The organism is Rhodococcus sp. T2V (assembly GCF_029269925.1).
Lineage (GTDB): Bacteria > Actinomycetota > Actinomycetes > Mycobacteriales > Mycobacteriaceae > Rhodococcus_F > Rhodococcus_F koreensis.
In genome coordinates this window covers 1-26,237 of sequence record NZ_JARJBD010000071.1, presented here as the reverse complement: position 1 = coordinate 26,237, position 26,237 = coordinate 1, and the positions used below count along the sequence as shown (strand labels likewise).

Annotated in this window: 28 protein-coding genes and 2 pseudogenes; 9 read left to right on the top strand and 21 right to left on the bottom strand. The window is 66.8% G+C overall.

Going from position 1 to position 26,237, the window contains the following annotated elements; genetic code table 11:
- Window positions 1-67: 67 nt before the first annotated feature.
- Window positions 68-1,480 (bottom strand): wax ester/triacylglycerol synthase family O-acyltransferase, encoded by a 1,413-nt coding sequence (locus P3H15_RS38730; protein ID WP_276142101.1) that lies wholly within the window; start codon window positions 1,478-1,480, stop codon window positions 68-70.
- Between the two features lie 62 nt (window positions 1,481-1,542).
- Entirely contained in the window at window positions 1,543-2,085 is a 543-nt protein-coding gene (locus P3H15_RS38725) for a hypothetical protein (protein WP_276142100.1), read from the bottom strand.
- Window positions 2,086-2,372: 287 nt separating this feature from the next.
- On the opposite strand from P3H15_RS38725, the gene P3H15_RS38720 reads away from it, so the two are divergent.
- Complete coding sequence (locus P3H15_RS38720; RefSeq protein ID WP_276142099.1) at window positions 2,373-3,251, top strand: universal stress protein; 879 nt, start codon at window positions 2,373-2,375, stop codon at window positions 3,249-3,251.
- Window positions 3,252-3,429: 178 nt separating this feature from the next.
- On the opposite strand, the gene P3H15_RS38715 is transcribed toward P3H15_RS38720, so the two are convergent.
- Genes P3H15_RS38715 through P3H15_RS38705 form a run of 3 tightly spaced genes read right to left on the bottom strand, consistent with a single transcriptional unit; the run spans window position 3,430 to window position 5,425 of the window.
- Window positions 3,430-4,296 (bottom strand): universal stress protein, encoded by an 867-nt coding sequence (locus P3H15_RS38715; RefSeq protein WP_276142098.1) that lies wholly within the window; start codon window positions 4,294-4,296, stop codon window positions 3,430-3,432.
- Window positions 4,293-5,231 (bottom strand): universal stress protein, encoded by a 939-nt coding sequence (locus tag P3H15_RS38710; RefSeq protein WP_276142097.1) that lies wholly within the window; start codon window positions 5,229-5,231, stop codon window positions 4,293-4,295. Before P3H15_RS38710 ends, P3H15_RS38715 begins: the two co-directional genes overlap by 4 nt.
- A 2-nt stretch (window positions 5,232-5,233) precedes the next feature.
- Complete coding sequence (locus P3H15_RS38705) at window positions 5,234-5,425, bottom strand: hypothetical protein (protein ID WP_276142096.1); 192 nt, start codon at window positions 5,423-5,425, stop codon at window positions 5,234-5,236.
- 155 nt (window positions 5,426-5,580) lie between these two features.
- Between P3H15_RS38705 and P3H15_RS38700 the strand changes: the two genes are divergently transcribed.
- From P3H15_RS38700 to P3H15_RS38690, 3 genes are all read left to right on the top strand, one after another.
- Window positions 5,581-6,621: a hypothetical protein gene (locus tag P3H15_RS38700; RefSeq protein ID WP_276142095.1), complete on the top strand. Its 1,041-nt coding sequence runs from the start codon at window positions 5,581-5,583 to the stop codon at window positions 6,619-6,621.
- 48 nt (window positions 6,622-6,669) lie between these two features.
- Entirely contained in the window at window positions 6,670-7,335 is a 666-nt protein-coding gene (locus tag P3H15_RS38695) for a response regulator transcription factor (protein ID WP_276142094.1), read from the top strand.
- An 84-nt stretch (window positions 7,336-7,419) separates the two neighbouring features.
- A complete protein-coding gene (locus tag P3H15_RS38690; protein WP_276142093.1) occupies window positions 7,420-8,295 on the top strand; it encodes a universal stress protein in 876 nt (291 codons plus the stop codon).
- Here the strand turns inward: P3H15_RS38690 and P3H15_RS38685 are convergent.
- Genes P3H15_RS38685 through P3H15_RS38660 form a run of 6 tightly spaced genes read right to left on the bottom strand, consistent with a single transcriptional unit; the run spans window position 8,219 to window position 13,250 of the window.
- On the bottom strand, window positions 8,219-8,743 hold the full coding sequence (locus P3H15_RS38685; protein WP_276142092.1) for a hydrogenase maturation protease: 525 nt from the start codon (window positions 8,741-8,743) through the stop codon (window positions 8,219-8,221). The genes P3H15_RS38690 and P3H15_RS38685 overlap by 77 nt on opposite strands.
- Complete coding sequence (locus tag P3H15_RS38680; RefSeq protein WP_276142091.1) at window positions 8,740-10,032, bottom strand: Ni/Fe hydrogenase subunit alpha; 1,293 nt, start codon at window positions 10,030-10,032, stop codon at window positions 8,740-8,742. Before P3H15_RS38680 ends, P3H15_RS38685 begins: the two co-directional genes overlap by 4 nt.
- Window positions 10,029-10,808, bottom strand: coding sequence for an oxidoreductase (locus tag P3H15_RS38675; protein WP_276142090.1), 780 nt, complete (start codon window positions 10,806-10,808; stop codon window positions 10,029-10,031). The genes P3H15_RS38680 and P3H15_RS38675 overlap by 4 nt, the downstream gene beginning before the upstream one ends.
- Window positions 10,808-11,650 carry an FAD/NAD(P)-binding protein gene (locus tag P3H15_RS38670; RefSeq protein WP_276142089.1) on the bottom strand — a complete coding sequence of 281 codons (843 nt, stop codon included), beginning with the start codon at window positions 11,648-11,650 and terminating at the stop codon, window positions 10,808-10,810. The genes P3H15_RS38675 and P3H15_RS38670 overlap by 1 nt, the downstream gene beginning before the upstream one ends.
- The gene (locus P3H15_RS38665; RefSeq protein ID WP_276142088.1) at window positions 11,647-12,108 is read right to left on the bottom strand and encodes a Crp/Fnr family transcriptional regulator; all 462 of its coding nucleotides are present in this window, start codon (window positions 12,106-12,108) and stop codon (window positions 11,647-11,649) included. The genes P3H15_RS38670 and P3H15_RS38665 overlap by 4 nt, the downstream gene beginning before the upstream one ends.
- Window positions 12,105-13,250 (bottom strand): 4Fe-4S dicluster domain-containing protein, encoded by a 1,146-nt coding sequence (locus tag P3H15_RS38660; RefSeq protein ID WP_276142087.1) that lies wholly within the window; start codon window positions 13,248-13,250, stop codon window positions 12,105-12,107. The genes P3H15_RS38665 and P3H15_RS38660 overlap by 4 nt, the downstream gene beginning before the upstream one ends.
- A 295-nt stretch (window positions 13,251-13,545) precedes the next feature.
- Between P3H15_RS38660 and P3H15_RS38655 the strand changes: the two genes are divergently transcribed.
- Window positions 13,546-13,857, top strand: coding sequence for a dsRBD fold-containing protein (locus tag P3H15_RS38655; RefSeq protein WP_276142086.1), 312 nt, complete (start codon window positions 13,546-13,548; stop codon window positions 13,855-13,857).
- A gap of 100 nt (window positions 13,858-13,957) precedes the next feature.
- On the opposite strand, the gene P3H15_RS38650 is transcribed toward P3H15_RS38655, so the two are convergent.
- Window positions 13,958-14,245 carry a DUF1876 domain-containing protein gene (locus tag P3H15_RS38650; RefSeq protein ID WP_276142085.1) on the bottom strand — a complete coding sequence of 96 codons (288 nt, stop codon included), beginning with the start codon at window positions 14,243-14,245 and terminating at the stop codon, window positions 13,958-13,960.
- A gap of 94 nt (window positions 14,246-14,339) precedes the next feature.
- Complete coding sequence (locus tag P3H15_RS38645; protein WP_276142084.1) at window positions 14,340-14,603, bottom strand: three-helix bundle dimerization domain-containing protein; 264 nt, start codon at window positions 14,601-14,603, stop codon at window positions 14,340-14,342.
- Window positions 14,604-14,774: 171 nt separating this feature from the next.
- Between P3H15_RS38645 and P3H15_RS38640 the strand changes: the two genes are divergently transcribed.
- Window positions 14,775-15,113 carry a GNAT family N-acetyltransferase gene (locus P3H15_RS38640; RefSeq protein WP_276142083.1) on the top strand — a complete coding sequence of 113 codons (339 nt, stop codon included), beginning with the start codon at window positions 14,775-14,777 and terminating at the stop codon, window positions 15,111-15,113.
- Window positions 15,114-15,411: 298 nt separating this feature from the next.
- A pseudogene (locus P3H15_RS38635) lies at window positions 15,412-16,365 on the top strand (1-phosphofructokinase family hexose kinase).
- Window positions 16,366-16,416: 51 nt separating this feature from the next.
- On the opposite strand, the gene ppsA reads toward P3H15_RS38635, so the two are convergent.
- Entirely contained in the window at window positions 16,417-18,762 is a 2,346-nt protein-coding gene (ppsA, locus tag P3H15_RS38630; protein ID WP_276142082.1) for a phosphoenolpyruvate synthase, read from the bottom strand.
- 138 nt (window positions 18,763-18,900) lie between these two features.
- Here ppsA and P3H15_RS38625 point away from each other — a divergent pair, with 138 nt between their 5' ends.
- A complete protein-coding gene (locus tag P3H15_RS38625; protein WP_276142081.1) occupies window positions 18,901-19,587 on the top strand; it encodes an SRPBCC family protein in 687 nt (228 codons plus the stop codon).
- A 38-nt stretch (window positions 19,588-19,625) separates the two neighbouring features.
- On the opposite strand, the gene P3H15_RS38620 is transcribed toward P3H15_RS38625, so the two are convergent.
- Window positions 19,626-20,528 carry a 3-oxoacyl-[acyl-carrier-protein] synthase III C-terminal domain-containing protein gene (locus tag P3H15_RS38620; RefSeq protein WP_276142080.1) on the bottom strand — a complete coding sequence of 301 codons (903 nt, stop codon included), beginning with the start codon at window positions 20,526-20,528 and terminating at the stop codon, window positions 19,626-19,628.
- Window positions 20,512-21,615: a 3-oxoacyl-ACP synthase III family protein gene (locus tag P3H15_RS38615; protein ID WP_276142079.1), complete on the bottom strand. Its 1,104-nt coding sequence runs from the start codon at window positions 21,613-21,615 to the stop codon at window positions 20,512-20,514. Before P3H15_RS38615 ends, P3H15_RS38620 begins: the two co-directional genes overlap by 17 nt.
- Before the next feature lie 198 nt (window positions 21,616-21,813).
- On the opposite strand from P3H15_RS38615, the gene P3H15_RS38610 reads away from it, so the two are divergent.
- Window positions 21,814-22,377 (top strand): CBS domain-containing protein, encoded by a 564-nt coding sequence (locus tag P3H15_RS38610; RefSeq protein WP_276142078.1) that lies wholly within the window; start codon window positions 21,814-21,816, stop codon window positions 22,375-22,377.
- Here P3H15_RS38610 and P3H15_RS38605 read toward each other — a convergent pair.
- The 5 genes and pseudogenes from P3H15_RS38605 to P3H15_RS38585 form a co-directional block, all read right to left on the bottom strand.
- Window positions 22,359-23,774 carry a wax ester/triacylglycerol synthase domain-containing protein gene (locus P3H15_RS38605; protein ID WP_276142077.1) on the bottom strand — a complete coding sequence of 472 codons (1,416 nt, stop codon included), beginning with the start codon at window positions 23,772-23,774 and terminating at the stop codon, window positions 22,359-22,361. The two genes, P3H15_RS38610 and P3H15_RS38605, sit on opposite strands and share 19 nt — an antisense overlap.
- A gap of 510 nt (window positions 23,775-24,284) precedes the next feature.
- Complete coding sequence (locus tag P3H15_RS38600) at window positions 24,285-24,545, bottom strand: SHOCT domain-containing protein (protein WP_276142120.1); 261 nt, start codon at window positions 24,543-24,545, stop codon at window positions 24,285-24,287.
- A 284-nt stretch (window positions 24,546-24,829) separates the two neighbouring features.
- Window positions 24,830-25,330 carry a universal stress protein gene (locus P3H15_RS38595; protein ID WP_276142119.1) on the bottom strand — a complete coding sequence of 167 codons (501 nt, stop codon included), beginning with the start codon at window positions 25,328-25,330 and terminating at the stop codon, window positions 24,830-24,832.
- Window positions 25,331-25,345: 15 nt separating this feature from the next.
- Window positions 25,346-25,725, bottom strand: a pseudogene (locus P3H15_RS38590) (universal stress protein); the annotation flags it as partial.
- 28 nt (window positions 25,726-25,753) lie between these two features.
- The gene (locus tag P3H15_RS38585) at window positions 25,754-26,029 is read right to left on the bottom strand and encodes a DUF1918 domain-containing protein (RefSeq protein WP_276142076.1); all 276 of its coding nucleotides are present in this window, start codon (window positions 26,027-26,029) and stop codon (window positions 25,754-25,756) included.
- Between the last annotated feature and the right edge of the window lie 208 nt (window positions 26,030-26,237).

Sequence of the window (26,237 nt, the reverse complement as noted above, 5' to 3'; positions counted from 1 at the left end):
GGTCATCGCGACATTCTGCCGTCGCCCGCCCGAGGGATGGACCGACGGTGGGATGGCAGGTCCCCGATCAGCTCTGGCTGCCCGCGGTCTCCAACCGGGCTGCTGTCAGTAGCGAGGACACGCCCTGTTCGATCGCCGTTCCCAGGTCGGCGAGGTCCGGGGTGGTGTCGTAGTCACCGGTCAACCCGAACGTCAGATTGTCGGCGTAGCTGAGGATTGCGATGCCGACGCGCAATCGCAATGCGATGGGTACGTACGGGAAGATGTCGACGATTTTTCGGCTGAGGAGGTGACGAGTCTGTTGGGGTCCGGGGATGTTGGTGGCCACTGCCACCACGCTGTGCTGGGGGAATAGGGTGGCCAGGCGCAACGCCCAGGCGAGCGGCATGAACGGTCCGGATTGCGCCAAAGTGGTGAACACCTTTCCGCCCTGCGCTTCCTTGCCTGCCTTGTGCGCCGACATCCGCCGATGCACTGCGGTGAGCTGTTCGACGTGATCCTCGATATCGACCGGCAGGAAGGGCAGCATGAGCGATACCTGGTTGTGGGGAGATTCCGCGTCGTCGTTCGCGGACCGCACCGAGACCGGAACCAGTGTGCGCACCGTGTGTGCGTCGGGGTGTTCACCGCGCCGGAGGAGCAGTGTGCGTAATCCGCCGGTGATGGCCGCGAGGGCGACGTCATTGACCGTGACGCCGTATGCCGCACAGATCTCCCGGACATCCGCCATTCGGGTGCGGGCACCGCGGTAGCGCCGTTGCTTTCCAATCGGACCGATCAGTGAAGTGTCGGACGACGACGTCAGCATCTCGGTCAGGAGCCGGGCAAGTCCCCGACCCACTCCCAGTCCCGCTCGAGCGATCGTGAAAGGAGCGCGCAGGATTGTCTCGAGTAGTTCGCACTGGTGGCTCGGGGAGAGCAGCGTGGAGATCGACGGTGCCGGCGGTGGTTGATGCGCGGGACGATCCGGACCCGACGAGCCGGCGGCGGGGTCGATTGTCGGCTCCACCTCGTCGCACATCGCCTCGAACAGTCGTGTTCCGGTAATCCCGTCGGCCATGCAGTGGTGGAGTTTGGCGAGCATCGCCCAGCGGTCGCCGCTGAGTCCTTCCACTACCCAGCATTCCCACAGCGGGTGGTCCCGGTCGAGCCGGTGCCCCATGACTCGGGCAACGAATCCGAACAGTGCCTCCTCCTCGCCCGGGTTCGGGATGGCGACCCGTCGCAGGTGTCGGTCGAGGTCGAAGTTCGAATCTTCCGTCCACGACGGGGCACTGACATCGAGTGGGGCCGTGCGGAGTTTGTCGCGTGCGTGTGGAAGGTCGAGGAGACGTTCCGCGACGGCGTCGCGGAACTCCTTCTGATCGGGCGGGGGTCCTTCGATGACTGCCAGCGCTCCGATGGTCAGGCTCGCATGCCGGTCGGAGTCTTCAGTTTCCAGGAAGCCGGCGTCGAGGAAACTCAGCGTGTCATTGCCCATGGTCGACCTCATCGCCTTCCAGTGTGGTGTTCCTGAGGTCCGGATTCACAGCCGTGTCGACTTCAGCTCACGGGCCATCCGGGTGCCTTTCCGATCCCGGCCCATTCCCGGTTCCATTGCGCGAGGCGGTGCCTCGACGCGCTCCAGTGAACACCCAGAAGGAGCAGCACTCCCGCGATGATGCTCGTTGCCCACACTGCGATGGCGGCGATGACCGCGGCGACCGCGCTCTCCCCACCGGTCATCGGCGCCGCACTGAGATTCCCGTTCGCGTCGACCCAGATGCTCACAGCGTCGCCCTCTTTCGCCCCGGAATCGACGTCGATCATTTTCGTGTGCCCCGTCCCGCCAACGGACCAGTGCACCCGCGCCTGACCAAGATCGGACCCTCCGGTTCCGCGCACCGCGTCCTCGCTGTATACGCGCGCCGCATCCTCGACGAGCACGGCGGTCACCTCGCTACGGGTCGCCTCTTCGACTCGTGCTTGGCCGCTCAACCTGGTGTAGGTGGCGGTTCCGAACGCCCCGGCGACCGGAAGCAGGAGTACGACCACCGCGACTACAACGATGACGATGACGGATTCGAGGCGGTCGCTCGGACGCATCAGCCCGTTGTGGCTCCATGGCACCAACCGCCAGATTCGAACTGGTGTAGTCAGTTCCCCAGCCACCACGACCTCCTGCGTTCCGCACTCTCAGTCTTCCGGCTCGTGTCACAGGTCTGTAGAGACCAAGGTCATCTCGCGTCCCTCGGTCGGTGACTGGTGACTTCGGTTGTCGTCAATGCACGGCGGCCCTTCCGGAAGGCGGGACCTTCGGCTCTATGAGGCGTTTGTACCAGCGAAGACGATTGTTGAATCGCGCGAACGCACACCCAGTCGAGGAGACCATCATGACCGCCCACAAGCCGATCGTCGTCGGAGTAGACGGGCAGTCGGCACTGCAGGCCGTGACCTGGGCCGCACGTGAGGCCGTCTACCACGACGCCCCGTTGGTCCTGGTCACCGTCACCTCCGCGTTCGGCGACCCCGGTGTCCCTGCCGGCATACCCGCCAGGTTCTTCGACGACAAGGAACTCGCTGCGAGGAAGCGCCTGGCAAAGGCCGAGGAATTTGCTCGGGCGGCCGCCGACGGTCACGACATCGATATCGAGATCGCGCGCGCCACGGGCTCACCGGCTCACGAATTGCTCGAGCGGTCGAAGACGGCACGCATGGTGGTGGTCGGCAGCAACCGGTACGGCCCGGTGGAGCGGGCATTGCTCGGTTCGGTCAGTACCGCAGTCGTCACCCACGCCCAATGTCCCGTCGCGGTGGTCCGCGAGCTCCCCCATACCGAGGTGACCGAGATAGTCGGCCCGGTCGTCGTCGGGGTGGACGGGACAGCGAACAGCGAACCTGCGATCTCCGTGGCGTTCGTCGAAGCTGCGCAGCGGCACGTCGGGCTGGTGGCCGTGCACGCCTGGTCCGATATCGACCTCGATCTCGCGGGTTGGCGCGGTAGCGGATTCGAATGGGAGAAGCAGCACACCCGCGAGATGGCACTGCTGGCCGAAAGTCTGGCCGGTCGCGCTGAGGACTACCCGGACGTCAAGGTCCAGCCGGTGGCGGTGATAGATCGTCCTGTCCACAATTTGCGCGCACAAGCCGAACGCGCACAACTTCTGATTGTGGGCAGCCGCGGTCGTGGTGGATTCGCGAGCATGTTGCTCGGATCGACCAGCCGGGCCCTGCTGCATTCCGTCACCTGCCCGCTGATCGTCGCCCGCTGAGTTCGTCGCCCTCGCGCGGACAGGGTCATGCACCCGTGGCCATTTGTACTGCCGCCGACATGGCGATGGCGGTGCGCTGGCGGTGCGTCAGATCAGGCCACGACGTGCGGCTTCGTCTGCTGTGCATTATTCGTCTCCTTCTCTCTCACCGAAGACATCTCTTTCAAGGGAAAAGGCGTCAGCCCTCCGAGCGCGGGCGCACGATCAGCAGCGGGCACGTGGTGATATGCAACAGGGCCTCGCTGGTCGAACCGAGTGTCATACCGGCGAATCCGCCGCGGCCATGGCTTCCGACCACGATCAGCTGAGCTTCCTCCGCCTCGGCCAGCAGGTGACGCACCGGACGATCTCTGACCACGACGACCCGCACGGCGATGTCGGGATACTGCTCCTTGCGCCCCGCGAGGCATTCGGCCAGCAGGGACCGCTCTGACTGTTCTGCGGCCGCCCACTGTTGCGGATCGATGTGGATCTGCGACAGGTTCTGATCTGACCAGGCGTGCAGCGCAACCAGTTCAGCACCACGCAGTGCACATTCTTCGAAGGCGACGTCGATGGCGGCGGCGCTGTTGGCAGATCCGTCGACTCCGACGACGACCGGCCCCGAGCCGTCCTCGATCCGAGACCACCCCTCGATCACCGCGACCGGGCAGCGTGCGTGGCGGGCGACGATCGAGCTGACGGAACCGAGCAAGCCGCCCGTGAATTCACCGAGACCACGCCGACCGACAACGATCATCCTCGCGGAGTCCGAGCAATCGACGAGCGCCGCGGGCGCGTACTGCGCATGTACCTCGGCACGGATCTCGACTCCGCCCCCGCGGTTCTGAGTTCGCGCGATCCCGACCGCGGCGGCCAGGTCCCGTTCGGCGCGGGCGCGCAGTTCGGTTCCGATGCACGGGACGGCCTCGGCGCCACGATAGCTGACGCACGACAGGACCAGGAGTGGAGCGTGGCACATTCCGGCCTCACGCGTAGCCCATCGCACGGCATCCGACGACGACGGGGATCCGTCGACGCCCACGACTATCGGCGCGTTCGTCATGGCGTTCTCCTCGAATCCGTTGGGACGGATGGAGCATCGGTATGGGGCGGTGCCGGAGTCATGTCCGGACGGCAGATCGTGACGGGGCAGGGAGCGCGATGCAGCATGTCTTGACTGGTCGATCCGAGCAGCGCCCGTCCCAGCGCCCCTCGCCCGTGGCTTCCGACGACAAGGAGCTGCGCCTGACGACACCGCGCGAGCAGGGTATCCGCCGGGGTACCGCGTTCGGTGACCTGTTCGATCGTCACGTCGGGGTACTCGGTCCGGCAGCCGGCGACGCTTTCGGCGAGTAGTACGCTCTCTGCCGCCTCGACCGGATACTCGTGGCGATGCAAATCCCCATGGGGCGCTGCGCCCGTCCAGGTGTGAACGGCCACGACGGGCACCTCGAAGGACTCCGCGAACGAACACGCCCACCGCACCGCCGCGATGCTGATCTCGCTTCCGTCGACGCCGACGATCACCGGCCGGCGGTCGGGCAAGACAGGACCCGTGGCCTGCCGCCACACGGTGACCGGGCATTCGGCGTGGTGCGCCAACCGTAGGGCCGTAGTGTTCAGATATCCTTCGACGGGCCCGGCACACGACGATCCGATCACCACCATCGAGGCCGACGGTGCCACATCCAGCAGGACATCGGCGGGAGTCGGTCCGGTCATGGTTGTGCATTCGATCGCGGCGGCTGGTTGTTCGCCGCGGATGATGTCGGCGGCACGCGAGAGCGCGGCGTCGCCGAGCACACGGAGCGCCTCGATGTCCCGGACCGGTGCCGACACCCCATAGAAGACAGGTGCCTGCGGTAGGACGTGAACCAGTCGGAGCGGCACGTTCCATTGCGCGGCGACAGCGGCGCCCCATCGTGCCGCGGCCTCCGCCACGGCCGAGCCGTCGACCCCGGCGAGGATCTGCCGGCCGCCCGTGCCGTGCCCGGTCACCGCTACCTCACCATGTCCCACCGGTTGCATCCCACGACGATCAGCGCCGATTTCGTGGCCGGCGGGACCAGCGCTGAAGTGATGAAGAACCTGTGCTGACGGGGATCGAGTCTTCCAGTGGGTTCGTCGAGGGCGGGGGCGGAACCGTACGATTTCGTGAGCCCCGCGGTGCGGACGGCGAGCGGAGTGGCCATGTGCCCAGGCTTTCAGCTGTCGGGACGATGTCAGTAGGGTCTTCGGTCCCCGAATGACGGTCGCGCGGACGGACCGCAGTGCTGCCGACGGTGCGCCCTGTCACCGATGACAATCGGCCCTAACCCGCAGATCCCGCGCGATGGACACTGTTGTCATGCATCAGATCTCCGGCACGAATCGTGACGTAGCGTGGACTGAAGTGGAGACGAGCGTGGACACCACAATTCCTGATGTGAACGTGGTTCGAATCGCGGTGGACCTTGCGTGTCGTGCACCTTCGGTGCACAACAGCCAGCCGTGGCAGTGGACCTATTCCGACGGTCGGCTGGACCTGCATACCGACCGCGGCCGGCTCCTGGCGTCGACTGATCCGAAGGGTCGGCAACTGGTGGTCAGCTGTGGCGCTGCACTGCATCACCTGGAAACTGCGCTGACCGCTCTGCGATGGACGGCAGACATCGAGCGACTTCCCGACGGGCTTCGTTCCGGGCATCTGGCGACGATCAGGTTCCAACATGACGCGCACCCGCGGTCACACGACTTCGATCTCCTCTCCGCTATCCGCCACCGGTATTCGGATCGGCGTCCGTTTGGTCCGTTGAGTGTGAAGACGCCGCTTCCGCGCACTCAGCCGGATGTTGTCCGCGCCCCGGGGGTGCATCTGACGGTCCTGCCACCCGAAGCTCGCGCGACCCTCGCCGCGGCCACCGAGATCACGGCCGCAGCACGAAGATACGACACCGCATATCACACCGAGTTACATTGGTGGGCAGGTCATTCCATTCCATCCGGTGGGATTCCCCCGAATGCTCTGGCAACAGCGGAGAACCTCTCCAGGGTGGACATCGGGCGCGGTTTTCCCGCCGGTCGCGACAATGATTCCGCCGAGGAGATCGATCGGTCCACGGTGCTCGTGGTGAGCACCGATGCGGATTGGCGGCCGGACTGGCTCCGCGCCGGCGAGGCGCTGTCGGCGGTGCTCCTGGAGGCGACGGTGGAGGGCCTTGCGACCTGCCCCCTGACCCATATGACCGAACTTCGGCAGAGCCGTGAGTTGATCCGTGAACTGCTCCCCGACCGAGGATTTCCTCAGGCCCTGATTCGGCTGGGTGTGACGGACAGGAAGCTCACTCCGCGGCAGACACCGCGGCGCCCCACAGACTCGGTGTTGTCGGTCGTATCGCATCCGCGGTAATCGCCGACGGCCTTCCCGCCCAGATCTCTGCAGAGCGGAGGTTGCCGAATGATCAGCGTCTTTCTCGTGGACGATCACGAAGCCGTGCGCCGTGGCATCGCGGAACTTCTCACCGCGGACCCGGATCTCACCGTAGTCGGAGAGGCGGCGTCGTATTCTCAGGCGTTGGCCCGGATCCCCGCGCTCCGACCCGATGTCGCCGTGCTCGACGTCCGTCTGCACGATGGAAACGGAGTCGAATTGTGTCGCGAACTGATGTCTCGGGTGCCCGGCATCCGCTGCCTCATGCTCACCTCGTACACCGATGATCAGGCGATGCTCGATGCCGTCCTCGCCGGCGCGAGTGGGTACGTGGTCAAGGACATCCGCGGCATGGAACTCACCGAAGCGGTCCACGACGTGGGCGCGGGCAAGTCGCTGCTCGACAGTCGCGCGGCGGCAGCGCTGATGGCAAAACTGCGGTCGGACGCGAGCTCGGAGCGCGGAACCATCTCCCGCCTGACGAACCAGGAACAGACCCTTCTCGCCCTCCTGGGTGAGGGACTGACGAACCGGCAGATCGCGGAGCGGATGTTCCTCGCGGAAAAGACGGTCAAGAATTGCGTGTCACGGCTGCTGACGAAACTGGGGGTGGAGCGACGAACCCAGGCGGCGGCAGCACGATTCACTGGTCCGCGCCGCCGCCCTGACCTTCGACCAGTGCCGCGAAGGTGAGGACCTTCTCCCCTACGGCGCCGGTTGCGGTGGCGGTGACGATGGTGTTGACGGGATCATTCACGCGAATTCGAGGAGACCATCATGACCGCGCAGCATCCGATTGTCGTCGGGTTAGACGGGTCGCAGTCGTCCCTGCAGGCTGTGTCGTGGGCTGCGCGGGAAGCTGCGTTGCGCAGCGCTCCCTTGACGTTGGTCACCACCATGTTCGTGCCCGGTACCTATGGTGTGCCGATCGGGGTTCCCGTCAGCCTCTTCGAGGAAGAGGAACTCGCCACCAAGCAGCGACTCGCGCAGGCGGAAGAGGTGGTCGCCCAGGCCGCGGCGGGGCATACCCTCGACGTCGACACCGCGTTCTGCACCGGGGTGCCGTCGGGCGAGTTGATCGAGCGGTCGAAGTCCGCGCGGATGGTCGTGGTCGGCGCGCATCGGCACGGGTTCTTCGAACGTGCGGTCCTGGGGTCGGTCAGTGCCGCGGTCGTGGCCCACGCGCACGCACCGGTCGCCGTCGTACGCGGCCTCCCGCACACGGAGGTCAACGCCATTTCCGGTCCGGTCGTCGTCGGTGTCGACGGCTCCGCGCACAGCGAATCCGCGATCACGATGGCGTTCGAGGAGGCGGCGCTGCGCGGCGTCGACCTGGTGGCGGTGCACGCGTGGTCGGATATCGATCTATACGCGCCGTTCCCCAGCGATGTCGACTGGTCGCAGGTCGAGAGCCGCGAGCGTGCACTGCTGTCCGAGAGCGTGGCCGGCCGCGCCGAGCAGTTCCCCGATGTGACGGTGCGACCGCTGGTGGTCATGGATCAGCCGGTTCGGAATCTGCGGGAGCAGGCCGAGCACGCACAGCTGATCGTGGTCGGCAGCCGTGGGCGGGGCGGGTTCACGAGCATGCTGCTGGGTTCGACCAGTCGGGCGCTGGCGCATTCGGTGACCTGCCCACTGATTGTTGTCCGGTAGTGCTTCCGAGTTCGGACAGCACCGCCCCTACCACCGGTTCGACTGCACCCGCGGCCGCGGGTGAGAGCCCGCGGCCGTATCCGAGGTCGACCACCTCGACAGCGTAGAGCACCCACCGGCGGGGCAGTCGGTCGAGCACGCGCCCGAGCTCGAGTGCCGTGGCCAGTCCGACACCGTGTGTGCTGGTGTTCGGGATTGGCAGCTTGGCAACGGCGGTCGAGTCGAATCGATGAACGGTTCCGGGTCGTGATGGCTCGGACACGACGGCATCGACCAGGACGGCCAGGTCCGCTCCGGCCCAGGCGTCCAGCATGCGGGTGGGGTCACCGTCCGAGGTCGACACCCGAATGTCCGCGGCCACGCGGGCAGCGACTTCACGTGCGACGGCGGGTCCGAGGCCGTCGTCGCGGCGGTAGTCGTTGCCCAGGCCGAGCACGACGGCGATCATCGGCGGTCGATGGTGAGGGTGAGGAAATGAGTGGCGCACGAGATGCACGGATCGTAGTTGCGGATGATCCGCTCACACACCGCGGTCAGGTCGTCGTCGGCAAGCGTGAGATGTGAGTTCACGGCGGTGCGGAGGTCGTGTTCGATGGCCGCCTGGTTCTGTGAGGTGGGCGGGATGATGATAGCCGCCGTGAGGAGGCCGTCGGTATCGAGTTCGTAGCGGTGATACAGCAGTCCTCGCGGCGCTTCGCTGACGCCGTGTCCGACGGAGTATTTCGGTGCGGCGGCAGCAAAAGATGGCACGGGTCGCTGGTAGCGGTCGATGATCCGCAGGGCTTCCTCGACCGCGTACACGACTTCGACGGCGCGGACGACGATGCTGCGATACGGATTACGGCATTGCGCGCCGAGTCCCGCTGCGGTGGCACTCGATGCGGCCTGCCCCGTCAACTGGGACGAATTGAGGGAGTACCGGGCGAGCGGGCCCGTGAGATAACGCCGACCGTCGAGTTCGGCGTGCAGAGCGGTGGAGTGCGGCACCTGGTGTTCGACGACGTGCCGGGGGAATTCCTCGGCCGGGCAACGCAGTCCGGTGGACGAGACGATCTCGCCGTCTTCGATGGCGTATCGGGATCCGTGCCGGAGTGCGAGGAGATCGTGGCCGAGTTCGATGTCGGGGTAGGTGAACGAAGACACCCAATCAACCGTGGACACCGCGTGCTCGAGCGCGGCGCCGAGTTGTTCGGCGAGCGGGACCAGTTCGGTGCGGGTCGGTGCGCGATGGAAGCCGCCGACGCGGACGTTCACCGGATGGATGGGACGGCCGCCGATGGTGTCGAGGATGGCGTTGCCCGCCTTCTTCAGGGCAAGTCCCCGCTCGAGTGCGGCGCGATCGGTGCGGGCGAGCGCGATCGAGTCCGGCAGACCCAGGAAGTCGGGGGCGTGCAGGAAGTAGATGTGCAGCACGTGGCTCGCGATCCACTCCCCGCAGTAGAGCAGGCGCCGCAGATCGAGAACGGCATCGTCGATTGTCAGTGCGCAGGCCTGTTCGAGCGCATTGCACGCGCTCACCTGATAAGCGACCGGGCAGATGCCGCAGATCCGGGAGGTGATGTCCGGTGGTTCCAGATAGTGCCGCCCGCGCAGGAACGACTCGAAGAACCGGGGTGGCTCGTAGATCGCGAGGGCCACCCGGTCCGCGCGGCCGTCGCGGATGGTCACGTCGAGTCGGCCTTCCCCTTCGACACGGGCGAGGGCGCGGACGATCAGCTCCCTACGGGCGGATGTCATTCCGGACTTCCTCCGCTGCCGGGGCCGTAGGCCGCGACGTTGAAAGTCGCGAAAACGCGGGCGATGGCGGAATCGGTCATTCCGCAGGTGCGCAGCCATCCCGTCATCGACGCGAGATTCGGGTCGGTCGTCGGGCCGAAACATCCGTAGCACCCCCGCGAGACCGCCGGACACAATGCACCGCAGCCGGAATGGGTCACCGGACCGAGGCAGGGGGTGCCGTCCGCGACCATCACACAGGTCAGGCCGCGTCGTTTGCATTCAGTGCACACGCTGGTGTTCGGGATGTTCGGCCGCCGCCCCGCCAGGTACGCCGTGATCACTTCCAGGAGCTGGCGCCGGTCGATCGGGCAGCCGCGCAGTTCGAAGTCGACCGGAACGTGCGCCGAGATCGGGGTCGAGGTCGCGAGGGTGTCGATGTAGTCGGGGCCGGCGTAGACGACCGCCAGGAACTCATCGATATCGGCGAAGTTGCGCAACGCCTGTATTCCGCCGGCGGTGGCGCAGGCCCCGATCGTGACGAGGAACCGCGACTGCTCGCGGATCGCGTGGATGCGGTCACGGTCGGCGGCCGTGGTGACCGATCCCTCGACGAGCGACACGTCGTACGGTCCGCTCGTGACGGTGTCGGACAGCTCGAGGAAGTGCGCGATCGACACGGCCTCGGACAGTGCCAGTAGTTCGTCTTCGCAGTCGAGGAGGGTGAGCTGGCAGCCGTCGCACGAGGCGAACTTCCAGACAGCGAGCGTCGGAGTGGTCTTCGGGGGTGCACTCATCACAGCTCCGGTGTTCGTAAGAGGGGTTCGGCGACGGTGTAGTCGACGACCGGGCCGTCCCGGCACAGTAGAAGCTCACCGAGCTGGCAGTGGCCGCAGACTCCGGCACCGCACTGCATGTTCCGTTCGAGCGACACCTGGATGTCGCCGGGGCGCACACCCCGATCGGTCAGGGCCCGGGCGCAGAACCGCATCATCGGTTCGGGTCCGCACAGCAACGCGGTGGTCCGGGCCGGATCGACCGGAACCCGGTGTAAGGGTTCGGTGACGAATCCGACCGCACCCGTCCAGCCGGAAACCGGTTGGTCGATCGTCAGCTCGACGGCAAGGTCGTCGCGGGATTGCCAGGCGGACAGCTCGGATCGGAAGAGGATGTTCGACGGAGTCCGGGCGCCGACGACGAGAGTGATCCGCCGGAACCGGTCGCGAGCGGCGAGGGCAGCGAGGATCACCGGACGAAGCGGTGCCAGTCCCACGCCGCCGGCGACGATGATGAGATCCCGGCCGGACTCGGTGCGCAGGTCCCACCCGCGACCGAAGGGACCGCGGACACCGAGCACGGTGCCGACCGGTGCGTCGTGGAGGGCCCGGCTCACGGCGCCCACGTTCCGGATCGTGTGGACCAAGGTGTCGCAGTCCCGCGCCGGGTCGCCGCTGACCGAGATGGCCACCTCCCCGACACCGTGTGCGTACAGCATCATGAACTGACCTGGCGTGAAATGATTTTCGGGTCGGACGCCGATCGGATGCAGCGTCAGGGTGACGGTGTCGTGCGTTTCGACCGTGCGGGAAGCGACGCGGTAACCGAGCGGAAGCATGCAGTCCTGTGGCACGGGTGTCACCCCTGACGGTGGCCGGCGTAGAGGTCGAGCAACCGCGCCCGGGTGGAGTGGAGGCGGGCGATGAGCACCCCCGACAGCGCCCGGGTGACCGCGTAGGTAAAGGCCGGATCGTCGGCGGCTGTCGCCTGGAGGGCGATCACATCCAGTTCGGTGGCGTCGGTCGCGGCCACGGCGTGCGCTGTGAATTGCCAGCGTGGATTCGTGCCCAGCCAGGACCAGCCCAGGATGTCGCCGCCGTGCAGTGTCTCGAGGCTGACGGTGCCGTGCCCCGGCACCACCGTCGTCAGGACCACACTGCCGGTCTGCAGCAGCCAGCAGCGAGTCGCCGGGTCGTTCTCCCGGAAGACGAGGGCGCCGGGAGCGAATCGGGTCGCCGTCGTGAATTCTGCGAGCCGGACACGCTGTTTCTCGGCGAGCGCTGCGAGCGCGGCCGGAAGGACCGGTTCGCCGGCGTTCACTGGTCGTCCTGCCCCCACACCGGGAGGAGTTGCGCCAGCCGCGCCGCCTCCTCGGTGATGTCGATGCCGACGGGACACCAGTCGATGCACCGTCCGCATCCCACGCAGCCGGAGCTGCCGAACTGGTCGAACCAGGTGCCGAGTTTGTGGGATATCCACTGTCGGTAGCGGCTCTCCCCCGAGGTACGCACATCGCCGCCGTGCAGGTGGCTGAAGTCGAGTTCGAAACAGGAAGACCAGTGCTGCCACCGCTCGGCGTGCTCGCCGGTCAGGTCGGTCATGTCCTCGGTGGTGGTGCAGAAGCAGGTGGGGCACACCATGGTGCAGTTACCGCAGGTGAGACACCGGTCGGCAACGTCCTCCCAGACGTCGGCGTCCCGCGCCCGCTGCAACAGTCCACGCAGGTCCGTCTCCGGCATTCGCCGGCCCATACGCTCGGTGGCGGTGGCGACCGCGGTGCGTGCGGCGTCGACGTCGCCGGGTTCGGCAACGCGGCATCCGACGTCGCCGAGGATCTCGGTGCCGGCTTCCGTGCCGACGTCGACCAGGAAACGGTGGCCGCGGTCGTCGAGGAGTTCGGTGAGCGCCAGATCGAACCCGGGACCGGCTGCGGGGCCGGTCCCCATCGAGGCGCAAAAGCACACCCCGCCGGGATCGGTGCACTGCGCTGCGACGACGAACAGGTTCCGGAACCGGCGCGCGGTGGGAGTATCCGCGTCCGGGTCCGGACACAGGACACGACGCAGGACCTCGATCGCCGCCAAGTCGCAACCGTGCACGCCGAGGAACGCGTACGGTGTCTCGTCGTCGACGGGGGCCTCCCACGAGCCGTCCGGTTCGGTGGACCACAGTTGCCGCCGCGGCGGGTGCAGGAATTGTTTCCACGACTGCGGGCCCGACGAGTGCGCAAACACCGCGTCGTCGTCGCGGCGGTGCAGCCGGTACGTGCCGGGGCCGGTTTCCACGCCCCACCCCGTCGGCAGATCGGTGCCCGAATCCAGTTCTCCCAGAACGATGGCGCTGTCACGAACCGTCGGGCCGACCACCCGATATCCGTGGCCACGAAGCACCTCGATCAGAAGATCGAGTCCCGTGCGGTCGAGGATTCGTTCACCCGGTCGCTGGACACGTGCGCTGCCCATACGCTGACTCCTCCGCCGGCGGAATTGCCGTGACCATTCATCTCCCATTGAGCCAGCGCACACCCGGCGGTGATAAGGGCCGTTCGGCCTTTCCTCCGGCATATTCGGAGCCTGGCGGCCGCACTTACGATCGCGGCATGCCGCCGGTGTGATCCTTTGATCGGGCGAGGAGCAGCGGGCACGGGGTCGCGACGACGAAGGTCACCGCGCCCAGTGACCGGGTGCTCTACCTCGGCGCTCGCGGACCGAGGTTCGCTGAACACATGATCGAACGCACACGGCGAGGGAGCGGACAGTGGATGAGCAGCAATGGTCGGTGGATCTCCGTCTCGACGAGCACATGGCGGACGGCTCCGAGATGTCGGTGTCGGCGCGGGCGCGGCTGGTGGGGCTCGATGGTGTGACGCTCGAGGGCGCTGGGCGGGCACGGCTGTTCGCCCGCCACTCCACCGCGGTGACCATCAGCAAGAAGGTTGCGGTCGCGCGCGCGTTGGCGGACCTGTCACACAGACTGCTCCGCTCGGCGGCCGACGAAGAGGCGGTCTCCAGGCGCGCGAACCGAGCGGCGCAGGATATCGGGTCACCCGCGCAACCCGATATCGGGTAGCACGTCATCCCCCCATCCGTGTGGACACGTATTCGGTCGCGTCCCGCAGTGTGACGAGTTGGCGCTGGTCCGCCTTGGGGATGCCGATCGACGGTCTGCCTTACGCGTCGAGGTGAACCGTCTTGCGCGTGGCCGCTTCGAGGTCCGCGACCGTGGTTTCGATCAGTTGGTGGGCGAGGTCGGCGAGCGCGCGGGCGGTGGCCAACTCATCTCCGATCTCGGGGATTTCGGTGTCGTGCGGATTGCGGCGGGCCATTCCGACGCCGACCAGCGACGTGGTGTCCTGTGTGAGTAGGCGCGCCTCGGCCCGAGTCCGGGATCCGCCTTCTTCCGAGTCGTGTTCGTCGATGACAATGTCCACCGACCATTTCTTCTCGTGCGAGCCCATGGCTGTCTCCTCCTGGTAGTGGTGGCACGTCGCGGTTCGACGTGTTCGATGTGTGCGCGCATGATGTCGCTGCTTCCCAGCGAACTGTGCCGGTTCAGCCGGACGTTCGCAGAAGGCCCCCGCGATCCCACGAGGCGGCCCGCTCCAGGGCGGCGAGGAGGCGTTGACGGGCGACGCGTTCGGACAGTTCCGGAATGTCTGCCGCCGGAACTCCGGCCAGGTCTCGAACGCTCGCCGCGACGACCCGGGAGATGGTGGATCGGGAGATCGAGTCGTCGAACTCCACTGCAAGACGCGCGACAACCGCGTGTGTTGGGTCCGCATCGGTGCTTTCGGTGGGCGTATCGGTGCCGGCCATCGAGTGTCGATTTCCTCTCTGTGTGGTGGGAGGTTCCTTCAGCATCGCCGTCGCGACGCCGGGATCGATAGAGGCGAAGGACCGGTAGTCGGTGACTTGTGGCTCTGACTCCGCAGGCCCTCTGTGGGGTTGAATCTTCTGAGACGGCATCGACGGATCAGGTGAGTACGGATGGTGAGCACGTTTTCCCGGTCGCCTGCGGGCCCGGTGGTCGCCAACTATGTGGCCCTCGACGTCGGCGACGCACCGGCGGAGGTCGAATTCGCTCTTGTCGTCGACGACGAATACAGGATGCACGGGATCGGGACATTGCTGCTGTCCCGCCTCACCGCGGCCGCGCGGCAGCACGGCGTCACGCGTATGAGGGCTGAGATTCTGGCGCAGAATGCCATGGTGCTGAAGGTGATTCGAGATCTGAGCTGGTCCTCTGCGTTGCACCGCGATCGCGCCGAGGTGCACCTTGATCTCGACCTGGGTGACGTTCCGTCGCCTGCGGTTGCGGGCGGATGAACGGGGTCGGCATGCACGGGCGGACCTCGTCGGAATCAGAGGACCGTTCGGTCGACATCTTCCCGACGGTGGTCCGGGAAACCCCACACAGCGTATGTGGCAATGGTCGGCCACGGCGTCCTCCTGGCGGATGGCACCTTCTACCTTCCGGACGGCCAGCGCATCGTGGATTGCCTCGACGTCACGACCGTCTGCGCCACACGCAGTGCGCGCCAGACGCGCGGTCCGAGACACGCGGACATGTCCGTCTGGCGCTGCGGCACCTGCGCGCGGGTCGGCTTGCACCGGGGAGCCCACCATGAACGACATCGTGACCCTGACGATGAACCCCGCTCTCGACATCACCACGGTCACCGGGAGGGTCATCCCCACGGACAAGATGCGCTGCGGTGCCCCTCGGCGCGACCCGGGGGGGCGGCGGTATCAACGTCGCCCGGGTCCTGAACGTGCTCGGCGAACGGGCGACAGCAGTATTCCCGTCCGGGGGGCACAGCGGCCGGGCACTCGAGGATCTCGTGGCGACCGAAGGCGTGCCCAGTCGCACTGTCACGATCCGCGGATCGACACGGGAAAGCTTCACCGTCAACGAGGAACAGACCACATTGCAGTACCGGTTCGTCTTGCCCGGCCCGCTACTGACACCCCGAGAGGTCGATTCGTGCGTCCATCTGTTGTCCACCACCGCTGCGGATGCCCGGTTCGTGGTGGCGAGCGGAAGTCTCCCCCCGGGGGTTCCGGTGGATTTCTATCAGATCGTGGCGGACATCGTGTCCGACCTGGGCGCGCGCCTCGTTCTCGACACGTCGGGTCCGCCGTTGCGTGCGCTCCGTCGCGGCGTATATCTCCTCAAACCCAGCATTCGGGAGCTGCGTGAGTGCGTGGGGCGCGAGTTACAGACCATCGACGACCAGGTCACTGCTGCACGAGATCTCATCGCGTCTGGGGTGTGCGAGGTTGTGGTGCTGTCGCTCGGCGCGGCGGGCGCGGTACATGTGACGGCGAAGGAGGCGGAGCATTGTCCCTCCGTGGCGGTTCCCGTGGTCAGCGGTGTCGGAGCGGGCGACAGCATGGTCGCCGGCACTCTCTTCGGGCTGGCACGCGGCTGGGAACTGCGGGACTCGGTGCGTTTCGGCATCGCCGCGGGAGCGGCCATGCTCGGGACCCCGGCACGGCACTGTGCTGCCGCGCCGACATCGACCGCTACTACGCACAACTCAGCGACCACGCCCCGGTGGGTGATCGCGAAAGGTGACCGGTGCGCCAGCTATGCGGCGGTGTCGATTCGGAGTACGGCGGAGACGGTCTACGGGTCATATCGGTCACCGAGTCCGTCGCAACGCGCACGATCGAGGAGGATCCGGCGTTCGGCAGCGGACACCATGCGCCGGGTGGCCGCCGCCGCATCCGGTGCCACCGACACCGAGGTGATCCCCTTCCGGACCACGTGTTCGGCGAGGGCCGGGTTCGTCGACACGGCCTGACCGCACAAGGACGCGGTGAGCCCGGCGCGGGTCGCCCGTTCGATGATCGAGTCGATGGCATCGAGCACCGCCGGATCCATCGTGTCGAACAGGTCCCGGCAGATCTCGGAGTCACGGTCGACGCCGAGGACGAGTTGGGTCAGGTCGTTGGTTCCGATGGAGATTCCGTCGATTCCGAGGGCCGCGTACTCGGGGATCCAGTAGACGACCGACGGGACCTCCGCCATGATCCACCGGTGCATCCGGCGATCGGAGCCGAGCGGATGCGCATCGAGATGGCGGAGGCAGCTCTCGAGCTCCCAGCGGGTCCGCACGAACGGGATCATCAGGTGCACGTTCGGATGGCGTGCCCGCACGCGGTGAACGACGTCGAGATCCAGCCCGAACAATTCCGGTTCACGCACGTACCGGAAGCATCCGCGGTAGCCGATCATGGGATTGTCCTCCACGGGTTCGACGTCGCCACCCGTGAGATTGGCGAATTCGTTGGTGCGCAGGTCGATCGCACGGTAGATCACCGGCCGGGGCGCGAAGGCCGCGGCGATACGTTCGACACCAGCGGCCATTTTTGCGACGTAGTCGTCCCGCCGGCCCTCGGCCAGCACTGTGGCCGGGTGGGTCCCTTGCAAAGCGTCCATGATCATGAACTCTGCGCGCAGAAGCCCGACACCATCGACATCGCTTGCCGCGACTGATTCGGCGGCGTCGGGTGTTGCGAGATTGACGTAGACCGCGGTCGCTGTCGGTTCCGTCCAGGCGTGCCCGCCACCGCGCGGAGGGGCCGAGATGCCGGACGGGGTATCGACGGCGTGCCCGGTCACCGCTACGCCGCCTTCGGATATGGTGCCCGCGTCGCCGTCGACGGTGACGACGGTTCCGTCGATGAGTGTGGTGGTGGCATCCCTGGTTCCGACGACCACGGGTCGGCCCAGTTCCCGGCCGACGATCGCGGCGTGGCAGGTGATGCCGCCCCCGTCGGTGACGATCGCCGCGGCGCGTCGTAATACGGGCAGCCAGTCGGGTCGTGTCATCGGGGCAACCAGGATGTCGCCGTCCTGAAGTCGGTGGGCATCGGCGACCGACCGGAGAACACGCACCTGGCCCGATACCGTTCCGGGGCTCGCGCCGAGCCCCTGCGTGAGCACCCTGCCGGTGGACGCGATTCCCGATGCCGGTGGTGCAGCGGCGACCGGACGGTCACCGAGCGTCGTGATGGGGCGGGTCTGAACTATCCAGAGTTTGTCGCCGGCGAATGCGAACTCGAGATCCTGCGGCGCCTGGTAATGATCCTCCACCGAGACCGCCAGCAGGGCGAGGCGCTCGGCCTGGGTGTCGGTGAGGACCCGGATGCCGCGCTCGGTGACAGGGATCTCGGTTCGGTGTTCTCCGTCCGCGTCGGCTGTGATCGCGAAATCCTGTGCTCCGATGTGCACATCGAGGACGCGGAATCCGTCCTTGGAGACTGTGTAGGTGTCCGGCTCGACCTGCCCGCCGACCACCACTTCGCCGAGTCCTGTCGCGGCCTCGACGACGACATGATCACGTGCCCCGGTTCGCGGGTCGGCGGTGAACGCCACTCCGGAGCGGTCGGAATCGACCATCCTCTGGACGACGACCGCGACCGCCGGCTCCTCCGAAACACTGTGGACGCTGCGGTAGGTGAGCGCTCGCTCGGACCACAGCGACGCCCAGCATTTGCGGACTGCCTCGACCAGAGCATCCAGCCCCGCGATATCGGTGAAGCTGTCGTGGATACCCGCGAATGACGTGTCGGCGGCGTCCTCAGCTGGTGCGGAGGAGCGCACCGCGACACGTACCGTCGGGCCGAGTTCACGGTAGGCCTCGGCGATCTCGGCGCGCAGGGAATCGGGCACCGGCACCCCGAGGACGACGCCGCGCAGCTCCTGCGCGGCGGCCGTGAGCGCGGCCTCATCCGCCCCGGCAGGGGGCAGTGCCTGGTTGCGGAGGGTGGACCGCATCCCGGCCCCGTCCATCGCGTCCAGATAGGCGTCCTTGGTCACGACGAACCCCGGCGGGACGGGAAAACGGGCGTGGGTCAGCTCGCCCAAATTTGCGGCTTTCCCGCCGACGGAGGGAGCGTCGGGCAAGCGGACCTGATCGATCGGTCGCACCCATCGGTGCTCGACCGCCGCATGGGTGGCGTTCATGGGACCTCCTCACCGTCTCGCTCCAGACAACACCGCGCCTGCCGCGACCGCACAGGGTCGAAAGTCACCGTGCCGGCGGCCCCGCGCCGCGACCGAAGACCCTGGTGCCGTGCCGGCGCCGAACCGAGGATGAAGGCTATGACGACGACACCGACCGGGCACGCTCCCGCGCTGCGCCGGGCCGCGGCCAGGATCGGGCAGGCCATCGCCGGCGCTGCCCTCATCGGCTTCCACGTGGCCTGCACGAAACCGCTGCGGCGGTGGCGGACCACCTGGGGCGCCACCGCCGCGGAGGCCGCGGCCACGCTCCCCGGAGACGAACTGGTTCCAGCGGCGCGCTGGGGATACACCCATGCCGTCACGATCGACGCACCGCCGGGTCAGGTGTGGCCTTGGATTGTCCAACTCGGGCAGGGGCGAGGCGGCTTCTACAGCTACGACGGGCTCGAGAACCTCATCGGCTGTCGGGTACACAACACCGAGACGCTCCTGCCCGACTGCCAGATCCTGGCTGTCGGCGACGAGGTGCGGCTGCACCCGAAGGCTCCCCCGCTGACCGTTGCGATGGTCGCGGCAAACTCCGGCCTGGTCCTGCACGGACATGACCCGCAGACCGCCGACGCGACCATCTGGGCATTCCACCTGCACCCCCTCGGCGACCATCAGACCCGGCTGGTGGAGAGAGGGCGCGGCAGCTATGGGCCCGGCCTCGCCAGTCGTCTCGCGTTCGGTCCCACTCTCATGGAGCCCGTCAGCTTCGTCATGAGCCGGAAGATGCTGCTGACGATCCGCCGCCTAGCCTGCTCCGCACCCGAACACAGCTGATCGGGAGACCTCCCGGGTCATCTCGCGGGTGTGTCGCGCTAGCTCGGGGTGCGTGTCCCGGGTGCCGGGGGTTCCTCGTAGAGTGCGGCACCTGCGGTCACCCCGGCACCCGCGGCAACGATCAACGTCCGTGTTCCCGCCGGCACGTGGTCGCTGCCGCGGTCCAGTCCGGCCACCAGGGCAGCGGTGTGCATGCGGTGATCCGCGGCGATCGTGATGCGCGATTCGGGCAGCTCAAGTCGCTGCGCGAGTTCGGCACGGAACTGCGGTCGAGCCGGTGCCGCCACGATGCGGTCGACGTCCCCCAGTTGCAGGGATGCGTTCTTCAGGCACGCGGTGACGGCGGAGGCTGCCGCCGCCGCGTAGCGCGCATCCGTCCATTCGGATCGATCGACGCGCAGCACGTTCCGGTCGTCGAGGTGCCCGACGGTCGCGCGGAACGCACCGCCGAGATCGTCGTCGGTGTTCGCCCAATGGACACGGCCCAGGCCGTATCGGCTGTCCGTCCAGCTGCACAGCACGGCCCCGCCCGCAGCGGAGAAGGGGAAGTCCTCGCTCATCCCGTGGCCTGGGTCGGCGTCGCTGGCGACGACGAGCGCGTACTGAATGGTGCGCGAGCGGAGGAAGCCGTCCACGATCTGCAGTCCGGTCAGGACCCCACAGGTGCCGTTTGCGACGTCGAACGAGAACGTTCCGTGGGCGTCGGTGTGCGGGTCCTCCGGATGCGCGCCGATGTCTTCCTGAATCATCGCGGCGAGGGCCGGTTCGCCGAGATTGCGGTCCCGGTAGATGCCCGCGTTGACGAGGAGGTCGAGATCGTCCGGGCTTCGGCCGGCTCGTTCGAGGCAAGTTGTCGCGGCGTTCACCGCAAGGCGGAGCGCGCTGTGCCGGGAGCGCCATCCCCCGTGCGCGACGTCCACCCGTTCAATGATCGTGCCCATAGCCGGCCACCAATTGTTCGTCTACTTGTACCAGGACAATGCCGATCTCCAGGCCGGATGCCAACGAGATCAAGGCAACGGTCTCCCCTGGCAGGATACGACCGGCCTCGAGCTCCTCGACCAACGCCACGGTATGGGTTGTCGAGGCGGTGTTCCCGTACCGGTCCACCGTGATGACTGCATCATGGCGGGGTGCGTCGCCGAAGGACTCGGTCAGCTTGGCCATCCCTTTCCGGATCGCACGTGCGGAGGTCTGGTGCGTGATCACGTGGTCGATGTCGTGAACCGCCAGGCCGACGGTCTCGAGGACTTCGTGCAGCAACAAGGGAGTGTCGGCGATCGCTGCCTTCTGGATGGCTCGCGAATCGGTGAACATGCGTGCGCCGGGATCGTCGCCCTTCGGATACGCGGTGCACAGTCGGCTGTAGTCGGCCACTGTCGTGAACCCGGCGAGCCGAATCCCTCCCCCTCCGGCCGGGGCCCGTTCCAGAACGAGCGCGGCACCCGCGTCGCCGAGCGTCAACGACGCCAGCTCCTTGCTCATGATGTTGTGGATGTGCTGCGCGGCATTCTGTCCGAGCTGGGAGATGTACTCGCCACTGACGATCAGGGCACGTTCGATGACGCCCTGCCGAATCCAGTTGTTCGCGACGGTCACCCCGGTGAGCATTCCGGCGCAGGCATTGGCGAGGTCGAAGGTCATCGCGGTGACGGCACCGATGGCGTGGGCGACTGCACTACTCATCGTCGGTTCGAGCCACTGGGTCAGTCCTCCCCGGAATTTCGTGATACTGCAACTGATCACAACATCGATCGACGCCGCAGTATGCCCGGACCGGCGGAGCGCGTCCTGGGCTGCGGCGGTGGCCAGGGTGTAGGAATCCTCGTCGCCCACCGAGACCCGGCGCTCGCGGATGCCGGTCAACCGTTCCAGGTCGATATGTGTCGTGTGACGTGTCGACGCCATCAAATCGTCGGTGGTGAGCCGCGTCGACGGCAGATGCCGGCCCGCGCCCGCCACCCGCGTGCGATACGGCGCCCGGGCGCCGTCGTCCTCGGCCTCCATGACCAGCCAGTGCTTGACCATCGAACGTGCCTCCTCCGTCCACCCACCATCTCGCAGACGCGGGGCCGCTACCAGAGCACTTCGGCCCCTGTCCGGGCCCCGGCCCCCCGACCCCTCAGTCGGGACGCGTCGGGGTGGGTGAAGGCCAGGAGAGGCCCAATGGCCCTTTCCTCGAACATGTCCGACGGTGAGGCTGGATTTCGAGGGAAGGAGCCCGCCATGCATGCGCGGCACATCATGAGCAGCCCGGTCACCACCGTCACTGCGTCGACGCCGATCGACGAATGCCTCCGGATCGTCGAAGAATCCGGGTACACCGTCCTGCCCGTGGTCGACGAGGCGCACCATCTGGTCGGGATCGTCTCCGAAGGCGACCTCCTCCGCGAGAAATTCCGAACCTTGCCCCGGCCTGGCTCGAACATCGCAGAAACGATGACCAGCCCGGTGATCGCGATGACTCCGGACACCGACGTCAGTAGTCTCGCTTCCGCGATGCTGCGTTCGGGCCTGCGCGGAATTCCGATCGTCCACGACCGCGACGTCATCGGAATCGTCACGCGGCGCGACCTTCTCGGACTTCTGACGATGGACGACACACACATCGCGCACGAAGTGCAGCACCGCCTCGACGTGTATGCGGGATCACCGCGCTGGACGGTCACGGTGACGGACGGCGAAGTCGCGATCGCGGGGCTACGCGGCGACGACCCGGAACGCGGGGTCGTCGAGGCCCTCGCCGAGACGGTGCCCGGCGTTGCCGACGTTCAGTTCGTCCACACGTGAGTCGCCGCGACGTCCTGCGCGTCCGGGCACAGTGCGAGCACTTCCCGGAATCCGTCTGCGAGGCATGCGGTCAGAACATCGAGATCGGGAACGGCGTCGGTGTCGGCGTCGATCCCGACGCAGCATTGCGACGTGTAGGACATCAGCGTCACGTTGAACGCCGATCCCAGGGTGGGGCTGAACGCGTAGTACCGGAGGACTTCCGATCCGGCGATGAACAGTGGCACCGGCGATCCCACCACGTTCGAGGCGACGAAGTCGACATGTTTGAGCATGTTGCCCAAGGTCGATGCCGGAAGCAGATTCAGGGCACCGGCAATAGTGGGCGACAGCGCCACCGCGGGTTCGTTGCGCCAAACGTCGACGGTGGCGTGGACGCTGCGGATCAGCTCGGCGGGGTCACCGATGTCGGTGGGTAACCCGAACCGGGCGAGCGTGATGCGATTGCCTCCCAGCGAATCCTCCGCGGTCCGGAGACTGATGGGGAGCGTCAGGCGCAGCTCGTGGATGTCAACGCCGTGGCGACGGTGATACCGTGCCATTCCCCGCAGCACCGATGCCAGAAAAGCATCGTTGATCGAGCCCCCGCCGAGGCTGGCGGCCCGGCCCAGAGCTTTCACCGGGACGTCCAGCACGGCGAAGCGCCGTCGGGTGCTGCGCTTGGTCATCACCGGGGAGAGAGTGGTGACCACCGGGCGCGTGAAGCGCGAAATCGATCCCAGGACGGTGGCGGTGTTGCGCAACGTCTCACCTGGGTGCCGTGCCAGCTCCGCGCCGTGTCGGGTCACTGCTGTCGACGCCCGTCGCGCAAACTTGGTTGCGGTATCCCGGTACCAGGCAAGACCACCGGTCAGCGGCCAGGACTCGACCTCCTGAGGCTGCGCCGTCGCGGCGGGCTCTGCACGGGTGGTGCCCTCACGGGTGAAATCGACTATTTCCCGGGCGATTTGCATGCCGCCGACACCGTCGGTCAGGGAATGGTGCACCTTCATGACGAGGGCGGCCCGCCCCGTTTCGAGGCCGCTGAGCACCGTGAATTCCCACAGTGGGCGGTCCTTGTCGAAGGCTGTCATGCCCACGGTCCGGGCGAAGTCGAGGACTGCGGCCCAGCCTCCCAGGGCCGACACCGTGAACCGACGCAGATGCCAGCTGAGGTCGAAGTCGGGGTCGTTCACCCATCGAGGCGGGGCCGGACTCATCGGATCGGTGACGACCTTGCGCCGGAAGATCGGAATGTGTTGAGTCCCGCGGCTCATCATGTCGACGAACCGCGTCCAGTCGGGGCTCCGATCGAGGAGGGCCACGGCGACGATCGTCGAGCGCAGGATCGGGTCCTGCTCCATCCGCCACGACATGTAGTCCGTCTGTGTCATGTATCGGTGTCGTACCGCGCTCATCCTGATCACCTTGCTGCCCGCGGCCGCAGGCTCCGGAGGGAAAACACATGCGGTCGGGCACTTCTCGCCTCGGTTCTCGCTGCACGCTCCAGCATTTCGGGGAGTTTGAGGCTGCTCCAGTGCCGAAATGCTCTTTTCCCGACTGCCGCCGGCGACGGACGCCGAGGGGCGTCCGAATGTACCCACCGGAGAAGGAGCAACCATGTACCAGATCCATTCCGAGGTGTCGAGACTCCGGCGGTCGTGGGTCGTCGTGTCTGCGCCGCCCGGACGACATCGGTAGGCGTAGGCCTGATGAACGCCGCCGTGCAGATGGTCGTCCTCCGGGGCGTCAATTCGTTATGACTCCCCGATCTACTCGCGGTCCGCATGTCACATCGGCATCATGTTCATGGGCGGGAGTATGCCCATGCTGTGCAGCCACATCATGAACTGGTGCATCATCTGCATCGCATCCATCGCGGTCACCTCCTTCCACGCGGCAATCCCCGACGTCGTCGCGGTCCGAAGTCATGGCGGTCCGTGCGTCCGCAGCGTGGCGAGGCGTTCCCGGTACTCCGTCTCGTCGATTTCTCCTCGTGCGAAGCGTTCCGCCAGAAGCTTTTCGGCTCCGTGCAGGGCGGACGGTGAATGCGCCGGCGGCATCGACGCGTTGTGGCCGACGTAGTGGACGAGTACGCCGATGCCGAGTACGAGCAATCCCCAGAACAGTGCCATCCCAACGAACATCAGTCCATAACCCCAACCCCAGCCGGGTTCGTAGTCGTACATCACGGCGAGGCCTCCTACTCCTCGGTGGCGGCCGCTTCGGCTCGGTCGGCGGGTCGGCCGCTCCCGTGTCTCCAGTGTCTCGCTCCGGCCAAGACGGGCACAGAGTCTTTCGACTCCTGCCCTGGTCGCCCTGCGGACCTCCGCCGTCGCTGGAGGGCCGTTCGGCCCTCCGCGCTTGGGTCTGCGCATGTACACGGCGCGTGCGGCCTGCAGGTCGGAACGACATCGACGTCTGTACAGCTCCGCGTGTGTGCACCCCTGGGGGATACTGCAGCGCACTCCGCTCAGGCGTCGGTGCGGCAGATCATCACCGGGCACATCACGTGATGCAGAAGGTTCTGACTGGTCGATCCCATCAGAGAGCCGGCGAACCGATTATGGCCGTGACTTCCGACGACGACGAGTTGGGCATCGGCGGCATATTCGAGGAGAAGTTCCGCGGGATTCTGCTCCTCGATGATGGTCGTCAGCTGGAGGTCGGGGTACTTCTCTCGCCACCCGGCCAGACTCTCCGCCACCAGGACGGCATGTTCCTCCGCCACGATTTTCCAATTCACCTTCTCGTCCGCGGGCCGCCGACCCACGATGTCACCGGCGCTCCACGCGTGCACTGCCAGGATCGGGACCTCGAACAATGTCGCGAACTCGACCGCGGACTCGATGGCCAGGGCGCTGAGCTCACTGCCGTCGACACCGACGATGACGGGGCTGTGGTCCGGCTCCGGGGATCGGCTCTGCGACCGGAAGACCGTGACGGGGCAATGCGCGTGGTTGACCACTCGCATGACAGTCGAGCCGGTGACGAGCGAATTCATTGTGCCGGCACCGGTGGCGCCGGCCACCACCAATTCCGCATGTTCGCTCATTGCGACAAGGGCCTGTCCCGCGGGCCCCGGATGGGTGCTGCGCGACAACCGGATATCCGGGAAGGACTGCCGCACTCGGTGCTCGACCCGATCGAGGATCTCGTCCGCGGATCGTTCTACCTCCGCAGCGAATTCGTCCTGGAACAGCAGTGCCGCCTCGCTGAAGTGATATCCGGGGGTTGGCAGCGAGTGCGCCAGATGCAGAGCGCGTTTTTCCGCTGGGCCACCGCCGCAGCCCATACCGCGGCCCGCAACGCGCGTTCCGAGCCGTCGATACCGACGAGGATGGCTTGCCGGTTCGCGAGAGCGCTCATGGTCTACTCCTTCTCCGGGGCACACGTGTCAGGCTCGGCGGGCATGGGGCTGTCGGGCGATCGCCTGCTGAAGTTCGGCGATGCGGCTCCGCTCGCGACTGTCCGCCTTCAGCTTGTCGGCGGCCGTCACCACATGGGCGTCGGGTCCTGGAAAGACGAGCGCCTCATGGTCGTTGCGCAACCACCTGACGCGATACGGCGGCCCGCCGTCGGCCTGACGGACCTCGACAATCTGCCCGACGTCGTCCGGCGTGTCGACGATCGTGCCCTTGACCACCAGCCAATCCCCCGGTTCTGCATGCATTCCGATCTCCGTCCGCCACAACACATATGGCCGATTGGTGCGTCTCGATTGTTGGTGGCGGGTGCTGCGGCGGGCAAGAGGCTTTCGACACCTGTCCGGACCCAAGTGGCCGGGTAGGAGGCGGGCGGTGGCGGCCCAAAAGTGACGGTCGACCCTAGGAGCCCGCTGATTTATCGAGGCGGTGGGGGTTGACGGTGCGGGAGAATGC